This is a genomic window from Streptomyces diastaticus subsp. diastaticus, assembly GCF_011170125.1.
In the GTDB taxonomy this organism is placed as follows: Bacteria; Actinomycetota; Actinomycetes; order Streptomycetales; family Streptomycetaceae; genus Streptomyces; species Streptomyces diastaticus.
Map to the genome: position 1 here is coordinate 1,258,593 of NZ_BLLN01000005.1, position 15,034 is coordinate 1,273,626.

A 15,034-nucleotide genomic window follows, 5' to 3' on the forward strand; every position below is an offset into this window, starting at 1 on the left:
GGTCGCAGCGGGGGCCGTGCGACGTTAGGCAAGCCTAAGCTTAGGCCCTGGCGGCTTTCAATCGGACTCGGGCCCCGTCAGGCGCTCGCCGCCACACCCGCCACACCTTTTCTCCCGGTACGTCCCGGAGTATCCGTCGACTCCGGGGCGACACCGGCCCTGACCCGCCGTCAGCCTGCCACGCCGACGTCGCCGCTCCGCCGCCGCCGGCCCGGAACAAGCCGCCCGGAAGGAAGCGCAAACCGGGAGAAAGCGCCCTGCTTGGTGGTCTGCCCGCATGACCGAGTCATCCGCCACGCCTACCGGGAGGGACGAGAACGCGGCGCCGAAGACCCCCGACGTCCCGGACGCCTTCGACGTCTTCGCCCGCTCCTGCCCGTCGCGCACCACGCTGGAGCACGTCACCGGCCGCGGGGCGCTCTGACGCTGGGCGCGCTGCACGAGGACGCCCCGCGCTTCAGCCAATTGCGGCGCCGGGTGGACGGCGTGAGCGAGAAGATGCTCTCCCAGACGCCGCGGGCCCTGGACCGCGACGGCCTGGTGGTCCGGGACGCCCGGCCCGGCAATCCGCCGCACGTGGAGTACCGGCTGACCCCGCTGGGCGCCGAGGCCTCCACCCGGTCCTCGCCCTGATCACCCTCGTGGAGGACCGCATGCCCGAGGTGCTGGCCGCCCGGGAGGCGTACGCCACCCGGGACGTGGACGTACGGCGGGGCGAGGAGTAGCCGCCGTCCCGGCGGTGCCGAGGACCCGGCCGCTCCCTGCTCCTGCCCGGCGCCCCCTTTCCCCCCACCGGAACGTGTGTCGCGCGCTTTGCCGTGACGGGCTCGCGTGCCCGCCGGCCCCGTGGTGGCGCGGCCGGTGCCTGCCGGCCGTGGCGCGACGCGGTGGCCGGCCCCGGCGGCCCGGGCGCGGCCGTCGGGGAACGGGGCGAGGCGCGTGCGGTCGTAGCGGGCCTCCGCCTGGCGGGGAGGGGGCGGCAGGGCGTCTCCGTCCGGAGATGGCGGGCGTGGCGGGCCGTCAGGGGCCCGGCGTGGCCGGGTGGTCGGCGAGGGCGCGGCCGAGGAGCCGGCGGACGAGCCGGCCGACGCGGTCGGTCTCCACCAGGAAGCCGTCGTGACCGTGGGGCGAGTCGATCGCGGCGAGCGGACCGGCACCGGGCAGGGCGTGGGCCAGTTCACGCTGCTGGCTGAGCGGGTACAGCCGGTCGGAGGTGATGCCGGCGATCAGGGCCGGGCCCCGGTAGCGGGCCAGGGCGGCCGCGGTGCCGCCCCGGTCGCGGCCGACGTCGTGGCTGTTCATCGCGGCCGAGAGGGTGAGGTAACTGCCCGCGTCGAAGCGCCGGGTGAGCTTGTCGGCGTGGTGGTCGAGGTAGGACTCGACCTGGTGGCGGCCGCCGGCGGCGGGGTCCTCACCGGGCTGGGCGGCGCGGCCGAAGCGGGCGTCGAGCTCCGGCCCGGCGCGGTAGGTGAGGTGGGCGATCCGCCGGGCGGCGCCGAGGCCGAGGTGCGGGCCCTCGCCGGGGGCGGCGTCGTGGTAGCGGCCGCCTTGCCAGCCCCGGTCGGCGCGGATCGCGGCGGTCTGGGCGGCGCTCCAGCCGATCTGGTCGGCGGTGGCGGCGGCGGACGCGGCGAGGACCAGCAGCGCGCCGGTGCGTTGTGGATGGCCGACGGCCCATTCCAGGGCGCGCATGCCACCCATCGAGCCGCCGATGACGGCGGCCCACCGGTCGATGCCGAGGGCGTCGGCGAGCAGGAGTTCGGCGGCGACCTGGTCGCGGACGGTGATCCGGGGGAAGTCCGGGCCCCATGGCCGTCCGCCCGGTCCGGGTGAGGCGGGGCCGGTGGTGCCCTGGCAGCCGCCGAGGACGTTGGGGACGACGAGGAACCAGTGGTCGGTGTCGAGCGGGCGGCCCGGACCGGTGAGCGCGTCCCACCAGCCGGGGGCTCGGTGGCCCGGACCGGCGGGTCCGGCCAGATGGCTGTCGCCGGTCAGGGCGTGCAGCACCAGGATGGCGTTGGATCGGTCAGGGGCCGGGCGCCCGAAGGTCTCGTAGGCGATCCGCACACCGGGCAGCCGCCGCCCGCTCTCCAGGAGCAGCGGGGCCTCGGCGTGGTGCCAGGCTCGGCGGCCCGGTGGGTCGCCCTCCCGCCACGCGCCGGTGGCGGGAGGGAGGGGCGGCGTCGCGGGCACGGCGGTCAGGACGCGCCCCTCGCCGCGTGGAACCCGGTCTCCAGGTCGGCCTTGAGGTCGTCCAGGTGTTCCAGGCCCACGGAGAGGCGGACCAGGCCGGGGGCGGTGCCGGTGGCGGCGAGGGACTCCTCGTCGAGTTGGCTGTGGGTGGTGGAGGCCGGGTGGATGATCAGGCTCCGGACGTCTCCGATGTTGGCGAGGTGGCTGAAGAGGCCGACGGCGTCCACGAACCGCTTGCCCGCCTCCACGCCGTCGCGCAGCTCGAAGGAGACCACGGCTCCGGCGCCGCGCGGCAGGTACCGCCGCGCGGACTCGTACCAGGGGCTGGACGGCAGGCCGGGGTAGTGGACGGCGGCCACCTCCTCGCGGGTCTGGAGCCACGCAGCGAGCGCGGCGGCGTTGGCGGTGTGCCGCTCCAGGCGAAGGCTGAGCGTCTCGATGCCCTGGAGCAGCAGGAAGGCGCTGTGCGGGGAGAGCGCCGGGCCGAGGTCGCGCAGCAGTTGGACGCGGAGTTTGACGGCGAACGCGCCGGGGCCGAGGTCCGGCCAGTAGCGCAGGCCGTGGTAGCTGGGGTCGGGCTCGGTGAAGCCGGGGAACCGCTCGGGGTACGCGCCGAAGTCGAAGCTGCCCGCGTCCACGACGACGCCGCCGAGGGTGGTGCCGTGGCCGCCGAGGAACTTGGTGGCGGAGTGCACGACGATGTCGGCGCCGTGCTCGGCGGGGCGCAGCAGGTAGGGCGTGGGCACGGTGTTGTCGACGACGAGGGGGACGCCGGCCTCGTGGGCGACGTCGGCGACGCCGCGGATGTCGAGGACGTTGCCGCGCGGGTTGCCGAGGCTCTCGGCGAAGACCGCCTTGGTGGTGGGGCGGATCGCGGCGCGCCAGGCGTCGAGGTCGTCCGGGTCGTCGACGAAGCTCACCTCGACGCCCAGGCGCCGCAGGGTGTGCCGCAGCAGGTTGTAGGTGCCGCCGTACAGGGAGGTGCTGGAGACGAGGTGGTCGCCCGCCCCGGCCAGAGTGAGGAGGGCGAGGGTCTCGGCCGCCTGCCCGGAGGCGAGGGCGACGGCGGCGACCCCGCCCTCCAGGGCGGCGACGCGCTGCTCCAGCACGTCCTGGGTGGGGTTGTGGATGCGGGTGTAGATGTTGCCCGGTTCGGCGAGCGAGAAGAGGCCGGCGGCGTGCCGGGTGTCGTCGAAGACGAACGAGGTCGTCTGGTAGATCGGCACCGCGCGGGCTCCGGTGGCCGGGTCGGGGGCGGCGCCCGCGTGGATCTGCCGGGTCTCGAACGACCAGGCGGGCTCGGTGGTCGGGGTGGCGGCGTCGGTGGGCTGGCTCATGTCTGGCCTCGCACGGGTCGTCCGGGTGGTGGTGCGGCAGGGGCGCGGGGCCGCGCCGGGTGCCTGTCCGGACGCTAGGCGCCGCACCCGTGCCGGTGACAGGGATTGCGGCCACTGGCCACGAACCTGCAACGCGGCGGCAACAGTGGGGCGCCCTCGGACCGGCGGACGTTGCGGAATTCACCCTTCAGTTTGCTGCCCCGGGCCCCGGGTAACCGCGCGGCACAGGCATCCGCCGAAGGAGGAAGCCGATCACCGTTTCCCCCAGCGAAGGAGAAATTCCTCATGTCCGTTCCTCAGGAGAACAAAGGTCTCGACATATTCGTCGTGGGGCTCGACGAGAGCAATCTCGACACCTTGTGCGCGGTGCCGGGTGCCGAGGAATTCACCTTCCATCCGCTGTTGTCGCCGGAGGAACTCCAGCAGGGTGAGATCGATTTCCCCGAGCTGCTGCGCAAGGCGCGGGCCACGCTCGACGCGTTCGAGGGCACCGTGGACGCGGTGGTGGGCTACTGGGACTTCCCGGTGAGCACGCTGGTGCCGATCCTTTCGCGGGAGCGCGGGCTGCGCTCCAGCTCCCTGGAGTCGATCGTGCGCTGTGAGCACAAGTACTGGAGCCGTCTGGTCCAGCGTGAGGCCGCACCGGAGGCGGTACCGGGGTTCGGCCTGGTCGACCTGGCCGCCGAGGTGCCCCGGCCGCCCGAGGGCGTGTCGTTCCCGATGTGGCTCAAGCCCGTCAAGTCGTTCTCCTCGGAGCTGGCCTTCGGTGTCCGTGACGAGCAGGAGTTCCGCCAGGCGGTGGCCGAGATCAAGAAGGGCGTCGGGCGGGTCGGCGGCCCGTTCGAGCACATCCTGGACCGGCTGGACCTGCCGGCGGAGGTCGCCGCGGCGGGCGGCGCCGCCTGCCTCGCCGAGGAGACGCTGACCGGTGTGCAGGTCGCCGTCGAGGGCTTCGTGCACGAGGGCGAGGTCGTGGTCTACGGCGTGCTGGACTCGCACACGTACCCCAACAGCGCCTGTTTCCTGCGCCACCAGTACCCGGCGGAGCTGCCCGCCGAGACGGTGGAACGGATCGTGGACGTCTCGCGGCGCGTCATCGGCCGGGTGGGAATGGAGTCGGTGACGTTCAGCATCGAGTTCTTCTACGACCCGGAGTCCGGCGCCGTGAAGATCCTGGAGATCAATCCGCGCCATTCACAGTCGCACGCGGAGATGTTCGAACACGTCGACGGAGTTCCCAACCACCACCGCATGATATCCCTCGCACTCGGCCGCGATCCGCGCGTCAAGCAGGGAGACGGGCCTTACGAATACGGCGCCAAGTGGTACTACCGGGTGTTCCACGACGGTGTCGTACGGCGTGTTCCGACGCCCGACGAAGTGGCCCGGATCGAACGGGAGACACCGGGTGTGAAGGTCCACGTGGTGCCCGAGGAGGGGGTGCGGCTCTCCGAGATGCCCGGCCAGGACAGTTACAGCGCCGAACTCGCCCACATCTACGTGGGCGCCGACAGCGACAAGGAGCTGGAGGTCAAGTACGACCGCGTGGTGGAGGCGCTGGAGTTCGAGATCGACGACGCCGCCTGACCCGGGCGGCTCTCCCGCGCCCGCTCGCACGACCCCGCCCTGGAAGGGTGCTTCGCCTCATGCGTTTCGTCAGCAATCTGCCCCATCCCGTCAAGGTGGAGGAGCACGTCCGCGTCCCGATGTCCGACGGGGTGCGGCTCTCCGCCCGGATCTGGCGGCCCGTCTCCTCCGACGCACACCCGGTCCCGGCGGTCCTGGAGGCCATCCCGTACCGCAAGCGGGACCTCAGCTCGGTCCGCGACTCGATGCACCACCCCTACATCGCCGGGCACGGCTACGCCTGCCTCCGTGTGGACCTGCGGGGCACCGGTGACTCGGAGGGGGTGCTCCGCGACGAGTACCTGGAGCGGGAGCAGCAGGACGCCGAGGAGGTGCTCGCCTGGATCGCCGACCAGCCCTGGTGCGATGGCGCCACCGGCATGATGGGCATCTCCTGGGGCGCGTTCGCCGCGCTCCAGACGGCGGCCCGGCGCCCGCCGGGCCTGAAGGCGGTGGTGCTCGCCTCGTTCACCGACGACCGGTACGACGACGACATGCACTACATGGGCGGGGCGATGCTCACCGACAACCTCGCCGAGGCGGGCACCATGTTCGCCTACGCCACCTGTCCGCCCGACCCGGCCGTGGTCGGGGAGAGCTGGCGCGAGATGTGGCACGAGCGGCTGGAGGGCAGCGCGCCGTGGGTGGTGGAGTGGCTGCGCCACCAGCGGCGCGACGCCTACTGGCGGCACGCCTCGCTCTGCGAGGAGTACGCCGCCCTCCAGGTGCCGGTCCTCGCCTCCAGCGGGTGGGCCGACGGGTACTCCAACGCGGTGACCCGCCTGCTGGAACACGTCGACGTGCCCCGCAAGGGACTGATCGGCCCGTGGTCGCACAAGTTCCCGCACCTGGGTGAGCCCGGCCCGGCGATCGGCTACCTCCAGGAGGTGGTGCGCTGGTGGGACCACTGGCTCAAGGGCGAGGAGAACGGTGTGATGGACGGCCCGATGCTCCGCTCCTGGATGCAGGAGAGCATGCCGCCGTCCACCTCCTACGAGGAGCGCCCCGGCCGCTGGGTCGGCGAGCCGGGGCTGCCCTCGCCGCGGGTCGAGCCGGCCGTCCATCCGCTGTTCCCGCACCGCGTCGGGCGCCCCGGTGAGGCCGCGCCACAGGGTCCGGGCAAGGACGGGCCGCTGACGGTGCGCTCACCGCTGTCGGTGGGCCAGTTCGCCGGCAAGTGGGCCTCGTACAACGCGCCACCGGACCTCCCCTACGACCAGCGGGAGGAGGACGGCGGATCGCTGGTCTTCGACAGCGATCCGCTGCCGGAACGGGTCGAGATCCTCGGCACGCCCACTGTGGAGCTGGAGTTCACCGTGGACCGGCCGGTCGCGCAGGTCGCCGCCCGGCTGTCGGACGTGGCCCCGGACGGGGCGGCGACCCGGATCACCTACGGCGTCCTCAACCTCACCCACCTGGCGGGCGGCGACCCGGAGCCGCTGGAGCCGGGCCGCCGGTACCGGGCCACCGTGCGGCTCAACGGCATCGCCCAGGCGTTCCCGCCCGGCCACCGGGTACGGCTCTCGCTCTCCACCTCGTACTGGCCGCTGGCCTGGCCGCCGCCTGAGCCGGTGCTGCTGTCGGTGGAGCCGGGGGCGAGCACGCTGACGCTGCCGGTGCGGCCGGTGGGCGAGCCCGACGAGGGGATCTCCTTCGAGGAGCCGGAGGCCGCCGCGCCGGCGGCGACCACGGAGCGGGCGGCGCCCGAGCAGAGCTGGCAGGTCTCCCGCGACCTGGTCGACTACCGCTCGGCACTGGACATCGTCAAGGACAGCGGGACCACGCACTACGAGGAGATCGACCTCGACGTGGGCCGCCGGGCCGTGGAGCGCTACGACTGGGTGGCGGACGACTTCGGCTCGGTACGCGGGCGGTCCGCCTGGACGATGCGGTTCACGCGCGGCGACTGGGACACCCGTACCGAGACCGACACCGTGCTGACCTGCGACGAGAAGCAGTACCACGTGCACGCCACGCTCGACGCCTACGAGGGCGGGGAACGGGTGTTCTCCCGGAACTGGAAGGTGAGCGTCGACCGCGACCTCACCTGAGCGGCCTCGCGTCGTCGCCCCGGGCCCCTCCCGCGGTCCGGGGCGACGGCGCGCCGCCGGGCCGCCGTACGCCCGTTCCGGGGAGCGGCGGAAGGACAGCACCCCGGCCGGGCCCCCTCCTGTGGCTGCGGCCCCGCACCGCTGCCTCCCGTCGGAGGCGGGCCGACCAGTGCGACGGGCCGCAGGAGCCCTCCGCCACGTGAGGGGGCCGCGGCCCCCCCGCGCGTCCCCCGAGTGAGCGGCACTGACCCGGCACTCCGGTGCGTCATCCGACGGGGCGTCAGGTTCCGTCCTAGAGTCCCCGATCGGGCACGCCGTCCCGCGCCCGCCCGGCCCAAGGAGGGCTCGGGGCCCGCCTGCCGCTCGGTGATCCGGCCACCCCCAACCCTCATCCACCCGCCATGCCCCGGTCGCCCGCGCGCCCCTCAGGTGTCGCTCCCCGCCACTCCAATTCCCTTCGGCGCCATGCCGTCGAGAGCTGAGGAGTGCCCCCGTGCCCACCGCTTCCCTGCCTGACTCCCCCACCGTTCCGGCCGTCCCCGCGCCACCCGCCCCGCCGTCCCGTTCCGCGCGCCACGACGCCGCCCTGCGCGCCGCCGCCCGGGGCCTGGACCGGCGGCGGCTGCTGACGCTGGGCGGCGCCGCCGCGGCCCTCGCCTTCGCCACCAACCTGCCTGCGGCGGGAGCCGCGCAGGCCGCCGGCTTCGACGCGCGGCGGCTGCGCGAGGACCCGTTCACGCTCGGGGTCGCGTCCGGCGACCCGCACCCCTCGTCGGTGCTGCTGTGGACCCGGCTCGCGCCCCGCCCCTTCGAGCCGGACAGCGGACTGCCCGCCTCCCGGATCACCGTCGAGTGGGAGCTGGCCCACGACGAGCGGTTCACCCGGGGCGTCAGACGCGGCCGGACCACCGCGCACCCCGAGTTCCACCACAGCGTCCACGTGGAGGCCGACGGCCTCGACGCGGGCCGGGTGTACTACTACCGCTTCCGCGCCGGCAGCTTCACCAGCCCGGTCGGCCGCACCCGCACCACGCCCGGCGAGGGCGCAAAGACCGGCGAGCTGGCCTTCGCCGCCGTCTCCTGCCAGGCCTACCACGACGGCTACTTCACCGCCTACCGCCACCTCGCGGACGAGGACGTCGACGTCGTCCTGCACCTCGGCGACTACCTCTACGAGTACGCGGTGAACGCCGCCGGAGGCGCCCGCGGGTACACCGACCGGGTGCTGCCCGCCGTCTTCAACCGGGAGACCACCACTTTGGAGGACTACCGGCTGAGGTACGCCCTCTACAAGTCCGATCCGGACCTGATCGCCGCGCACGCCGCGCACCCCTTCGTGGTCACCTGGGACGACCACGAGACGGAGAACAACTACGCGGGCGGCCAGCCGGAGAACGACGTGCCGCCCGAGGAGTTCCTGCTGCGCCGGGCCGCCGCCTACCGGGCGTACTGGGAGAACCAGCCGCTCCGGCTGCCGCAGCGCCCCACCGGCCCCGACATGCGGCTCTACCGGCGGCTGCACTGGGGGGACCTGGCCCAGTTCGACATCCTCGACACCCGCCAGTACCGCTCCGACCAGGCGTACGGCGACGGCTGGCAGACGCCGGGGCCGGAGTCCGAGGACCCTTCGCGCACCATGACCGGCGCCGCCCAGGAGCGGTGGCTGCTCGACGGCTGGCGCACCTCCCGGGCCCGCTGGAACGTCGTCCCGCAGCAGGTGACCTTCTCCCAGCGGCGCAACGCCACCGGCTCCGCCTACAAGCTCTCCATGGACTCCTGGGACGGCTACCCCGCCTCCCGCGAGCGGCTGCTCGCCGGGGCCGAGCAGGCGGGCGTCGACCACCTGATGGTGCTCACCGGGGACGTGCACGTCGGCTACGGCTTCGACATCAAGCGGGACTACGCCGACCAGGGCTCGCGCACGCTCGGCACCGAGCTGGTCGCCACCTCGATCGCCAGCGGCAAGGACGGCGCCGACCGGCCCGCCAACTGGGAGACCTACCACGCGGCCAACCCGCACCTGAAGTTCTACAACGGCCGTCGCGGCTACCTCACGGTCCGGCTCGGCGAGGAGTCGGCGCGCGCCGACTTCCGTACCGTGTCGGCCGTGACCGTGCCCGGCGCGTCGCTGACCACAGCCGGGTCGTTCGTCACCGAGCGCCGCTCCCCCGGCCTGAAGCCCGCCTGACCGGCGCGGCCGGGCAGGAACCTCCGAGGGGAGCCGCGCCGTCCGTCCGGCGCGGCTCCCCTCGCGGCACGAGGGCCGGACGGGTCAGCGGTGCCGTGCGGACGCGCGGCCCGGGGCGTGGGTGATCACGAAGGTGCCGATCGCGGTGGTGCCGTCACGGTCGTACACGGCGATGCGCCGGTCCTCACCGGCCCGTTTCGACTGGAGGGCGATCGCCTCCCGCGGCGAGGCGGGCGCCGGTTCGTCCTCCAGCTCCGCCCGCCTGACGAAGCCGGCCTTCCCGTCGGTGGTGTACGCCTCGATCAGGTCGGGTCCGCCGTCCGGCGTCCTCGCGTCGAGGCCGGAACCGTACGTCTCTCCCTTCGCGTTCCTCGGCCAGGCGGGCTCGGCCGCGCCCCGGCCGGGCGTGGCCGGGGCGAGCGACCGGTGGCTGAGGCTGGGGGACTTCAGGGTGTAGACGGCGTTGTAGCCGTTGCCGTTGTACGCCTTCGTCACGCCGTAGCTGTGGTAGGTGCCGGCGCCGCAGCCCTTGCCCAGGGTGGGGACGCTGAAGCTGTTGGCCGGGCCGGAGGTGTAGGAGTAGCCGTTCGAGGCGCACAGCTTGCTGCCCTTGTAGAGGCGCGCGAGGGCGCCGAGGTATCCGGCGGGGACGTTGCCACTGCCGTTCCTGGCGGCCGTCGTCGAGGCGTAGAGCCGTGAACTGTCGGAGATGTACGCGCGGTTCTTGTACTTGTAGCCCTTGACCGGCCCGTAGTAGCCCCACGGGCTGTACGCGGCGGCGGCCGCCTGCGGCGTGAAGGCGCCCAGCAGTCCTGCCGCCAGGAGGCCGATGAGCCCGGCCCTCGCGTGCGCACGTCGTACGGAAGCCACTTTTCCCCCTGTTGTGCATGGGTTGTACCACTCGGGACGTTCCCGCGTACTTAAGGGTGAATTGGTACGTAACGAGCGTCAACAGCGCATTTCAGCCAACCGGCGTGTCGGGGTGTCAGTCGCGCGGCATCAGCACCGCCTGGGTCTGGGTGGTCTGTCCGGCCAGCCGTCCCTCGTCGTCGACGAGGTCGGTCTGGACGGTGACGAAGGAGCGGCCGGTGTGCAGTGGCCGGGCCACCGCTCGGACCGTTCCGGAGCGCAGGGCGCGGAAGAAGTTGGTCTTCGACTCGACGGTGGTGGTGCCGGCCGCGCCGGCGGGCAGGTTGAGGTAGGCGCAGACCGCGCCGACCGCGTCGGCCAGCGACATCAGCGCCCCGCCGTGCAGCGCCCCGCCGATGGTGCACCGCTCGGGTGCCCAGTGCAGGTGGCCGCGCGTCTCGGCGGCCGAGGCCGCCTCCAGCTCGACACCGAGCGACACCGCGTACGGCATGGTGCCGAGCAGCGCGGTGAGTTCACCCTCGGCGACGGCTCCGCCCGGGACGCGGGCGGGAATCTTCTCGGTCACGGCGGCGGGGTCCTTCCGGTCGTCGGACGGGGCGCCGGGCCGGCCCCCTCCGTCCGCATACAAGTCCCGCTCCGGTGCCGGGGCAAGAACCGCACCGGGTGACCGCGCTCACTCCGTGGCCCCCGGCACCGGCGTACGCGCCTCGGGGCCGGGCGCGGGGGCGGGTCCGCGGCGCCGGGAGACGGCGACCCCGGCGAGGCAGAGAGCGCCGCCGGCCAGGGCGAGGGCGGCGGGCACCTCGCCGAGCAGGGCCCAGGACATCAGGACGACCAGGGCGGGCACGGCGTAGGTGGTGGCGCCCATCCGCCCGGCGGTGGTGCGGGAGAGCGCGAACGCCCAGGTGGTGAAGGCGAGCGCGGTCGGGAAGACGCCGAGGTAGACCATGTTGAGGGTGGCACCGGCCGGGGCGGCGCGCAGCTCCGACACGAGCGTGCCGAGGAACGGCAGACAGACCACGGCCCCCACCAGGCAGCCGTAGGTGGTGACCTGGAGTGCCCCGGCATGGCGCAGGGCCGGCTTCTGCGCCACCACCCCGGCCGCGTAGGAGGCGGCGGCGAGCAGGCACAGGACGACGCCGAGCGTGGAGGCGCCGCCCTCCCCCGAGGTGGACAGGCCGACGACGACGGCACCGGTGAACGAGACGACGACCCCGGCGAGCAGGGGCCTGGGCAGGCCCTCGCCGAGCAGCGCGCCACCGAGCAGGGCGATGAGCAGCGGGCCGATGTTGACCAGCAGGGCGGCGGTGCCCGCGTCCACCTCCCGCTCGCCCCAGTTGAGCACCACCATGTAGGCGCCGAACCACAGCACGCCGGAGAGCAGGATGCCCGGCCAGGCGCCGCGGGGCGGCAGCCCGATCCGGCGGACGGCGGCGACCGCGCCGAGCACCGCTGCCCCGGCCAGCAGGCGTCCGAGGGCGAGGGCGCCGGGCGAGTACGCCTCGCCTGCGCTGCGGATGGAGACGAAGGCCGAGGCCCACAGGACCACGGTGACCGAGGCGGCGGCGGGCGCGGCCCACCGGGCCCGGGGTCCGGAGGTGCCGGGTGAGGTGTTCATGGCGGCGACGCTAGCGGGGGAACCGTTCGGCGGGCGCCGCAGCGAGGCCGTCCCGCCGGTCCGGACGGCCCGTCAGCTCCGCGGGACGTCCTTGACGAGGACGAGGCCGTCCAGTCGCTCCAGGTGGGCCGGGTCGAGCGGGGCGTACCCGGGCCAGGGCGACCGGCGGGGCGCGGGCGGCGGGTCGCCGAGGGCGGCGGCGAGGCGGGACGCGTCGAGGAGGTGCCGGTCCCCGGGGAGTCCGGCGTACAGCAGCCCTTCGAGGGTGTCCGGGGGCGGGGTGCCCACGCCCCGGTGGGGCAGGGTGCCGAGGGCGGTGGCCAGGAAGGCGTACTCCTCACCGAGGCGGGCGCCGGCCAGCGCGCCCGCGCTCCACCACTCGACGGGCCACCTGCTCGGGCAGATCGCCCCGCTGATCGACCAGGTGCGGTCGGCGGGCGGGGTGGAGCCCCTGGACGGCGTGCTGCGCGACTGGCACGCCCGGCTGGCCGCGCGCGGGCGGGCGATGCTGACCGGCGCGGCCGAACTGGAGGCGTACCTGCGTCTGCGGGAGTGAGACGGCGGGCCCGGCGAGGGGCCCGCACCGGGTCGAAGCCGCCTCCCGGGGCGGGCGTGGCTCAGCGCGTCGGCCGCCAGGCGTCCGCGGCGATGCCGAGCAGGTCGCCCAGCCGGCGCTCGCCCTCGGGGGTGATCTCGACCGCCCGGTCCGTGCCGGGGCGGCGGCACCAGCCCTGATCGAGGGTGTGGCGGCAGAGCAGCGCCCCGGCGTGGCCGGCGAGGTGCGGGCGGCGCTCGGTCCAGTCCAGGCAGGCGCGGGCGACCGGGCGGCGCCCGGGCGGGGTGAGGTCCAGGCCCTGGGCGGCGAACCAGGCGCGGCCCTCGGCGGTGGGCGCCAGATCGCCGTCGCGGTCGAGCAGGCCGCGTTCGGCCATGGCGTCGGTGAGGGCGACGCCGATCCGGCCCGCGAGATGGTCGTAACAGGTACGGCCCCGGGCCAGGCGGCTTCCGGCGCGGACCGCGCTCAGCCCCACCGGCCGCTCGCCGCCGGGGGCCGCCCGGGCGGCCAGCTCCTCGACCAGGCGGGCGGCACCGGAACCGGCGAGCCGCACGTAGCGGTGGCGGCCCTGCCGTTCCTCGGCGAGCACGCCGCCCGCGACCAGCCGGTTCAGGTGCTCGCTCGCGGTGGAGGCGGCGACGCGGGCGTGGCGGGCGAGTTCCCCGGCGGTCCAGGCGCGGCCGTCCAGAAGGGCCAGGCACATGGCGGCCCGGGTCTCGTCGGCGAGCAGGGCGGCCAGGGCGGCCACCCGCCCGGCGGCGGAGCCGGGGGCCACCGGATCGGTTCTCATGGCTCAAGGATGCCGTGCCCGGAGTTCGGCGCCGGCCGAAAGGTCGCCGCCGGCCCCCGGAGGACGGGCTCCGTCCGCTCCTACTCCTCGAAGTAGGCGTCCAGGACCGCGTCCAGCGCGGTCAGCCACTCCCTGGCCTGCTCCTTGCCGCTCGCCTCGACCTCGGCGGGGTAGCGCCAGGGGCCGGGGGTGTGGACGGCGACGAGCAGGCGGCGGCCGAAGCGGGAGACCGAGGACTCCACGGCGGCCACCTCCGGCCAGGTGAACTCGGCCTCCTGGTCGTCGAGGCGCAGCCGTATGCCGTCGGCGTCGGCCGTCACGCGGGCGCGGCGGTCGGCCGCCTCGAAGACGGGGCCGCCGGCGGGAGCGGCACCGTCAAAGGCGCCGGCCGCCTTCCCCGCGCCTCCGGGGTCCACCGCGTCCGGCTCGGCGCCGGTCCCCGCCTCGGGCTCGGTCTCCGCCTCGGCGGCGGCCCGCCCCTCGGCGGGCGCCTCCTCGGGCGGGGCCGCGTCGTCGGGGGTACCGCCCGCGGCGTCGCCGTCCTTCCCGGCCGGGGCCGGCGTGGGGGCGGTGATGCCCGGAATGTGCGCCGGCGAGGTGGTGGCGACGTACACGGGCGGGGCCTTGGTCTCTATGCGCTCGTCCACGGTCCGCAGTATGGACGACGAAGCTGTGGGCCCACCAGCCGCCGCCCGCCCACCGGACGCCCCGTCAACCACCCGGCCCCCGCCGCGACCCGGCCCGGCGGCCGCCGCCGTAGGCTGTCCGCCCCGTGTGAAGCGACCGGCCGCCGGGCAGGCGGCCGGAGGACCGCAGACGCACCCCCTCCGGCCCGTCGGGAGACGCACACCCATGGCTCCGCGCACCACTGCCCTCCCCCTGCCCGAGCTGACCGGCACCACCGCGGTGGTCACGGGCGCCAACAGCGGCATCGGCGCCGCCACCACGCTGGCGCTGGCCAGGGGCGGCGCGCGGGTCGTGATGGCCTGCCGCGACCTCGGCAGGGCGGAGCGGACGGCGGCGGCCGTACGGCGGGCGGCGCCGAAGGCGGAGGTGCCACTGGTCCGGCTGGATCTGGCGGACCTCTCCTCGGTCGCCGAGGCCGCCGAGGAGATCGGCGAGACCTCCGGCGGCGGCGTCGGTCTGCTGATCAACAACGCGGGGGTGATGGCGCTGCCGGAGCGGCGCACCGCCGACGGTTTCGAGATGCAGTTCGGCACCAACCACCTGGGCCACTTCGCCCTCACCGCCCGGCTGCTGCCGTACCTGGGCGCCGGAGGACCCGCCCGCGTCGTGACGGTCTCCTCGCTCGCCCACCGGATGGGCCGCATCGACTTCGACAACCTCAACGCCGAGCACGGGTACGGCGCCTGGACCGCCTACGGCCGCTCCAAGCTGGCCAACCTGCTCTTCACCGCCGAACTGGCCCGCCGCGCCCGGCTCGCCGGACTCGGGCTGACCGCAGTCTCCGCCCACCCGGGGCTCGCCGCCACCGAACTGGGCCAGGCCGGGCCGAGGATGGCCGGGCGGGCCTGGGCGGCCCGGATGGAGCGGGCGACCCGGCTCTTCACCCAGCCGGCCTCCGCGGGCGCGCTGCCGGTCCTGCTGGCCGCCACCGACCCGGCCGCGCCGGACGGCGCCCACTACGGCCCGGCCGGGCCGCTGGAGTGCCGGGGCGGCGCGGGACCGGCCAGGCTGTCGGCCCGCGCCAAGGACCCGGTCACCGCACGCCGCCTGTGGGACGTCTCGGCCGCCCTGACCGGCGTCGGCCCGGGTCTGGAGCCCGCCTGACCGCGCCCGAGGCG

General features: G+C 74.9%; 11 protein-coding genes and 3 pseudogenes. 6 read left to right on the top strand and 8 right to left on the bottom strand.

From position 1 onward, the window contains the following. The first annotated feature begins 277 nt into the window (after positions 1-277). Positions 278-725 (top strand): annotated as a pseudogene (locus Sdia_RS22965) (winged helix-turn-helix transcriptional regulator). Positions 726-1,020: 295 nt separating this feature from the next. Here Sdia_RS22965 and metX read toward each other — a convergent pair. Both metX and Sdia_RS22975 read right to left on the bottom strand, forming a co-directional pair. Continuing rightward, positions 1,021-2,193 (bottom strand): homoserine O-acetyltransferase MetX, encoded by a 1,173-nt coding sequence (metX, locus tag Sdia_RS22970; protein WP_189500357.1) that lies wholly within the window; start codon positions 2,191-2,193, stop codon positions 1,021-1,023. A 5-nt stretch (positions 2,194-2,198) separates the two neighbouring features. Next, positions 2,199-3,530, bottom strand: coding sequence for a bifunctional o-acetylhomoserine/o-acetylserine sulfhydrylase (locus Sdia_RS22975; RefSeq protein WP_189500356.1), 1,332 nt, complete (start codon positions 3,528-3,530; stop codon positions 2,199-2,201). Positions 3,531-3,815: 285 nt separating this feature from the next. Between Sdia_RS22975 and Sdia_RS22980 the strand changes: the two genes are divergently transcribed. The 3 genes from Sdia_RS22980 to Sdia_RS22990 all read left to right on the top strand — a co-directional run bounded on the left by Sdia_RS22980 (position 3,816) and on the right by Sdia_RS22990 (position 9,395). Beyond that, positions 3,816-5,117, top strand: coding sequence for an ATP-grasp domain-containing protein (locus Sdia_RS22980; protein ID WP_100457301.1), 1,302 nt, complete (start codon positions 3,816-3,818; stop codon positions 5,115-5,117). A gap of 59 nt (positions 5,118-5,176) precedes the next feature. After that, on the top strand, positions 5,177-7,207 hold the full coding sequence (locus Sdia_RS22985; RefSeq protein ID WP_189500355.1) for a CocE/NonD family hydrolase: 2,031 nt from the start codon (positions 5,177-5,179) through the stop codon (positions 7,205-7,207). 493 nt (positions 7,208-7,700) lie between these two features. After that, positions 7,701-9,395: an alkaline phosphatase D family protein gene (locus tag Sdia_RS22990; RefSeq protein ID WP_185393508.1), complete on the top strand. Its 1,695-nt coding sequence runs from the start codon at positions 7,701-7,703 to the stop codon at positions 9,393-9,395. An 84-nt stretch (positions 9,396-9,479) separates the two neighbouring features. Here the strand turns inward: Sdia_RS22990 and Sdia_RS22995 are convergent, their stop codons facing one another. The 4 genes and pseudogenes from Sdia_RS22995 to Sdia_RS23010 form a co-directional block, all read right to left on the bottom strand. Beyond that, complete coding sequence (locus Sdia_RS22995; RefSeq protein ID WP_181844075.1) at positions 9,480-10,265, bottom strand: ATP-dependent Lon protease; 786 nt, start codon at positions 10,263-10,265, stop codon at positions 9,480-9,482. 115 nt (positions 10,266-10,380) lie between these two features. Further along, positions 10,381-10,830: a PaaI family thioesterase gene (locus Sdia_RS23000; RefSeq protein WP_100457394.1), complete on the bottom strand. Its 450-nt coding sequence runs from the start codon at positions 10,828-10,830 to the stop codon at positions 10,381-10,383. Positions 10,831-10,938: 108 nt separating this feature from the next. Next, positions 10,939-11,883: a DMT family transporter gene (locus Sdia_RS23005; protein WP_115069087.1), complete on the bottom strand. Its 945-nt coding sequence runs from the start codon at positions 11,881-11,883 to the stop codon at positions 10,939-10,941. Positions 11,884-11,955: 72 nt separating this feature from the next. After that, a pseudogene (locus tag Sdia_RS23010) lies at positions 11,956-12,270 on the bottom strand (erythromycin esterase family protein); the annotation flags it as partial. On the opposite strand from Sdia_RS23010, the pseudogene Sdia_RS23015 reads away from it, so the two are divergent. Further along, a pseudogene (locus tag Sdia_RS23015) lies at positions 12,269-12,439 on the top strand (MerR family transcriptional regulator); the annotation flags it as partial. The pseudogenes Sdia_RS23010 and Sdia_RS23015 sit on opposite strands and share 2 nt — an antisense overlap. Before the next feature lie 61 nt (positions 12,440-12,500). On the opposite strand, the gene Sdia_RS23020 reads toward Sdia_RS23015, so the two are convergent. Both Sdia_RS23020 and Sdia_RS23025 read right to left on the bottom strand, forming a co-directional pair. Continuing rightward, positions 12,501-13,229: an ArsR/SmtB family transcription factor gene (locus tag Sdia_RS23020; protein WP_164378220.1), complete on the bottom strand. Its 729-nt coding sequence runs from the start codon at positions 13,227-13,229 to the stop codon at positions 12,501-12,503. 80 nt (positions 13,230-13,309) lie between these two features. Continuing rightward, on the bottom strand, positions 13,310-13,876 hold the full coding sequence (locus Sdia_RS23025; protein WP_189500354.1) for a hypothetical protein: 567 nt from the start codon (positions 13,874-13,876) through the stop codon (positions 13,310-13,312). Positions 13,877-14,081: 205 nt separating this feature from the next. Here Sdia_RS23025 and Sdia_RS23030 point away from each other — a divergent pair, with 205 nt between their 5' ends. After that, entirely contained in the window at positions 14,082-15,020 is a 939-nt protein-coding gene (locus Sdia_RS23030; protein ID WP_189500353.1) for an oxidoreductase, read from the top strand. Positions 15,021-15,034 lie beyond the last annotated feature (14 nt).

Bases quoted from the DNA above. Each gene is read 5' to 3' on its own strand.
- Sdia_RS22975 (WP_189500356.1), bottom strand. From the start codon at position 3,530: ATGAGCCAGCCCACCGACGCCGCCACCCCGACCACCGAGCCCGCCTGG.
- Sdia_RS22980 (WP_100457301.1), top strand. From the start codon at position 3,816: ATGTCCGTTCCTCAGGAGAACAAAGGTCTCGACATATTCGTCGTGGGG.
- Sdia_RS22985 (WP_189500355.1), top strand. From the start codon at position 5,177: ATGCGTTTCGTCAGCAATCTGCCCCATCCCGTCAAGGTGGAGGAGCAC.
- Sdia_RS23005 (WP_115069087.1), bottom strand. From the start codon at position 11,883: ATGAACACCTCACCCGGCACCTCCGGACCCCGGGCCCGGTGGGCCGCG.
- Sdia_RS23020 (WP_164378220.1), bottom strand. From the start codon at position 13,229: ATGAGAACCGATCCGGTGGCCCCCGGCTCCGCCGCCGGGCGGGTGGCC.
- Sdia_RS23030 (WP_189500353.1), top strand. From the start codon at position 14,082: ATGGCTCCGCGCACCACTGCCCTCCCCCTGCCCGAGCTGACCGGCACC.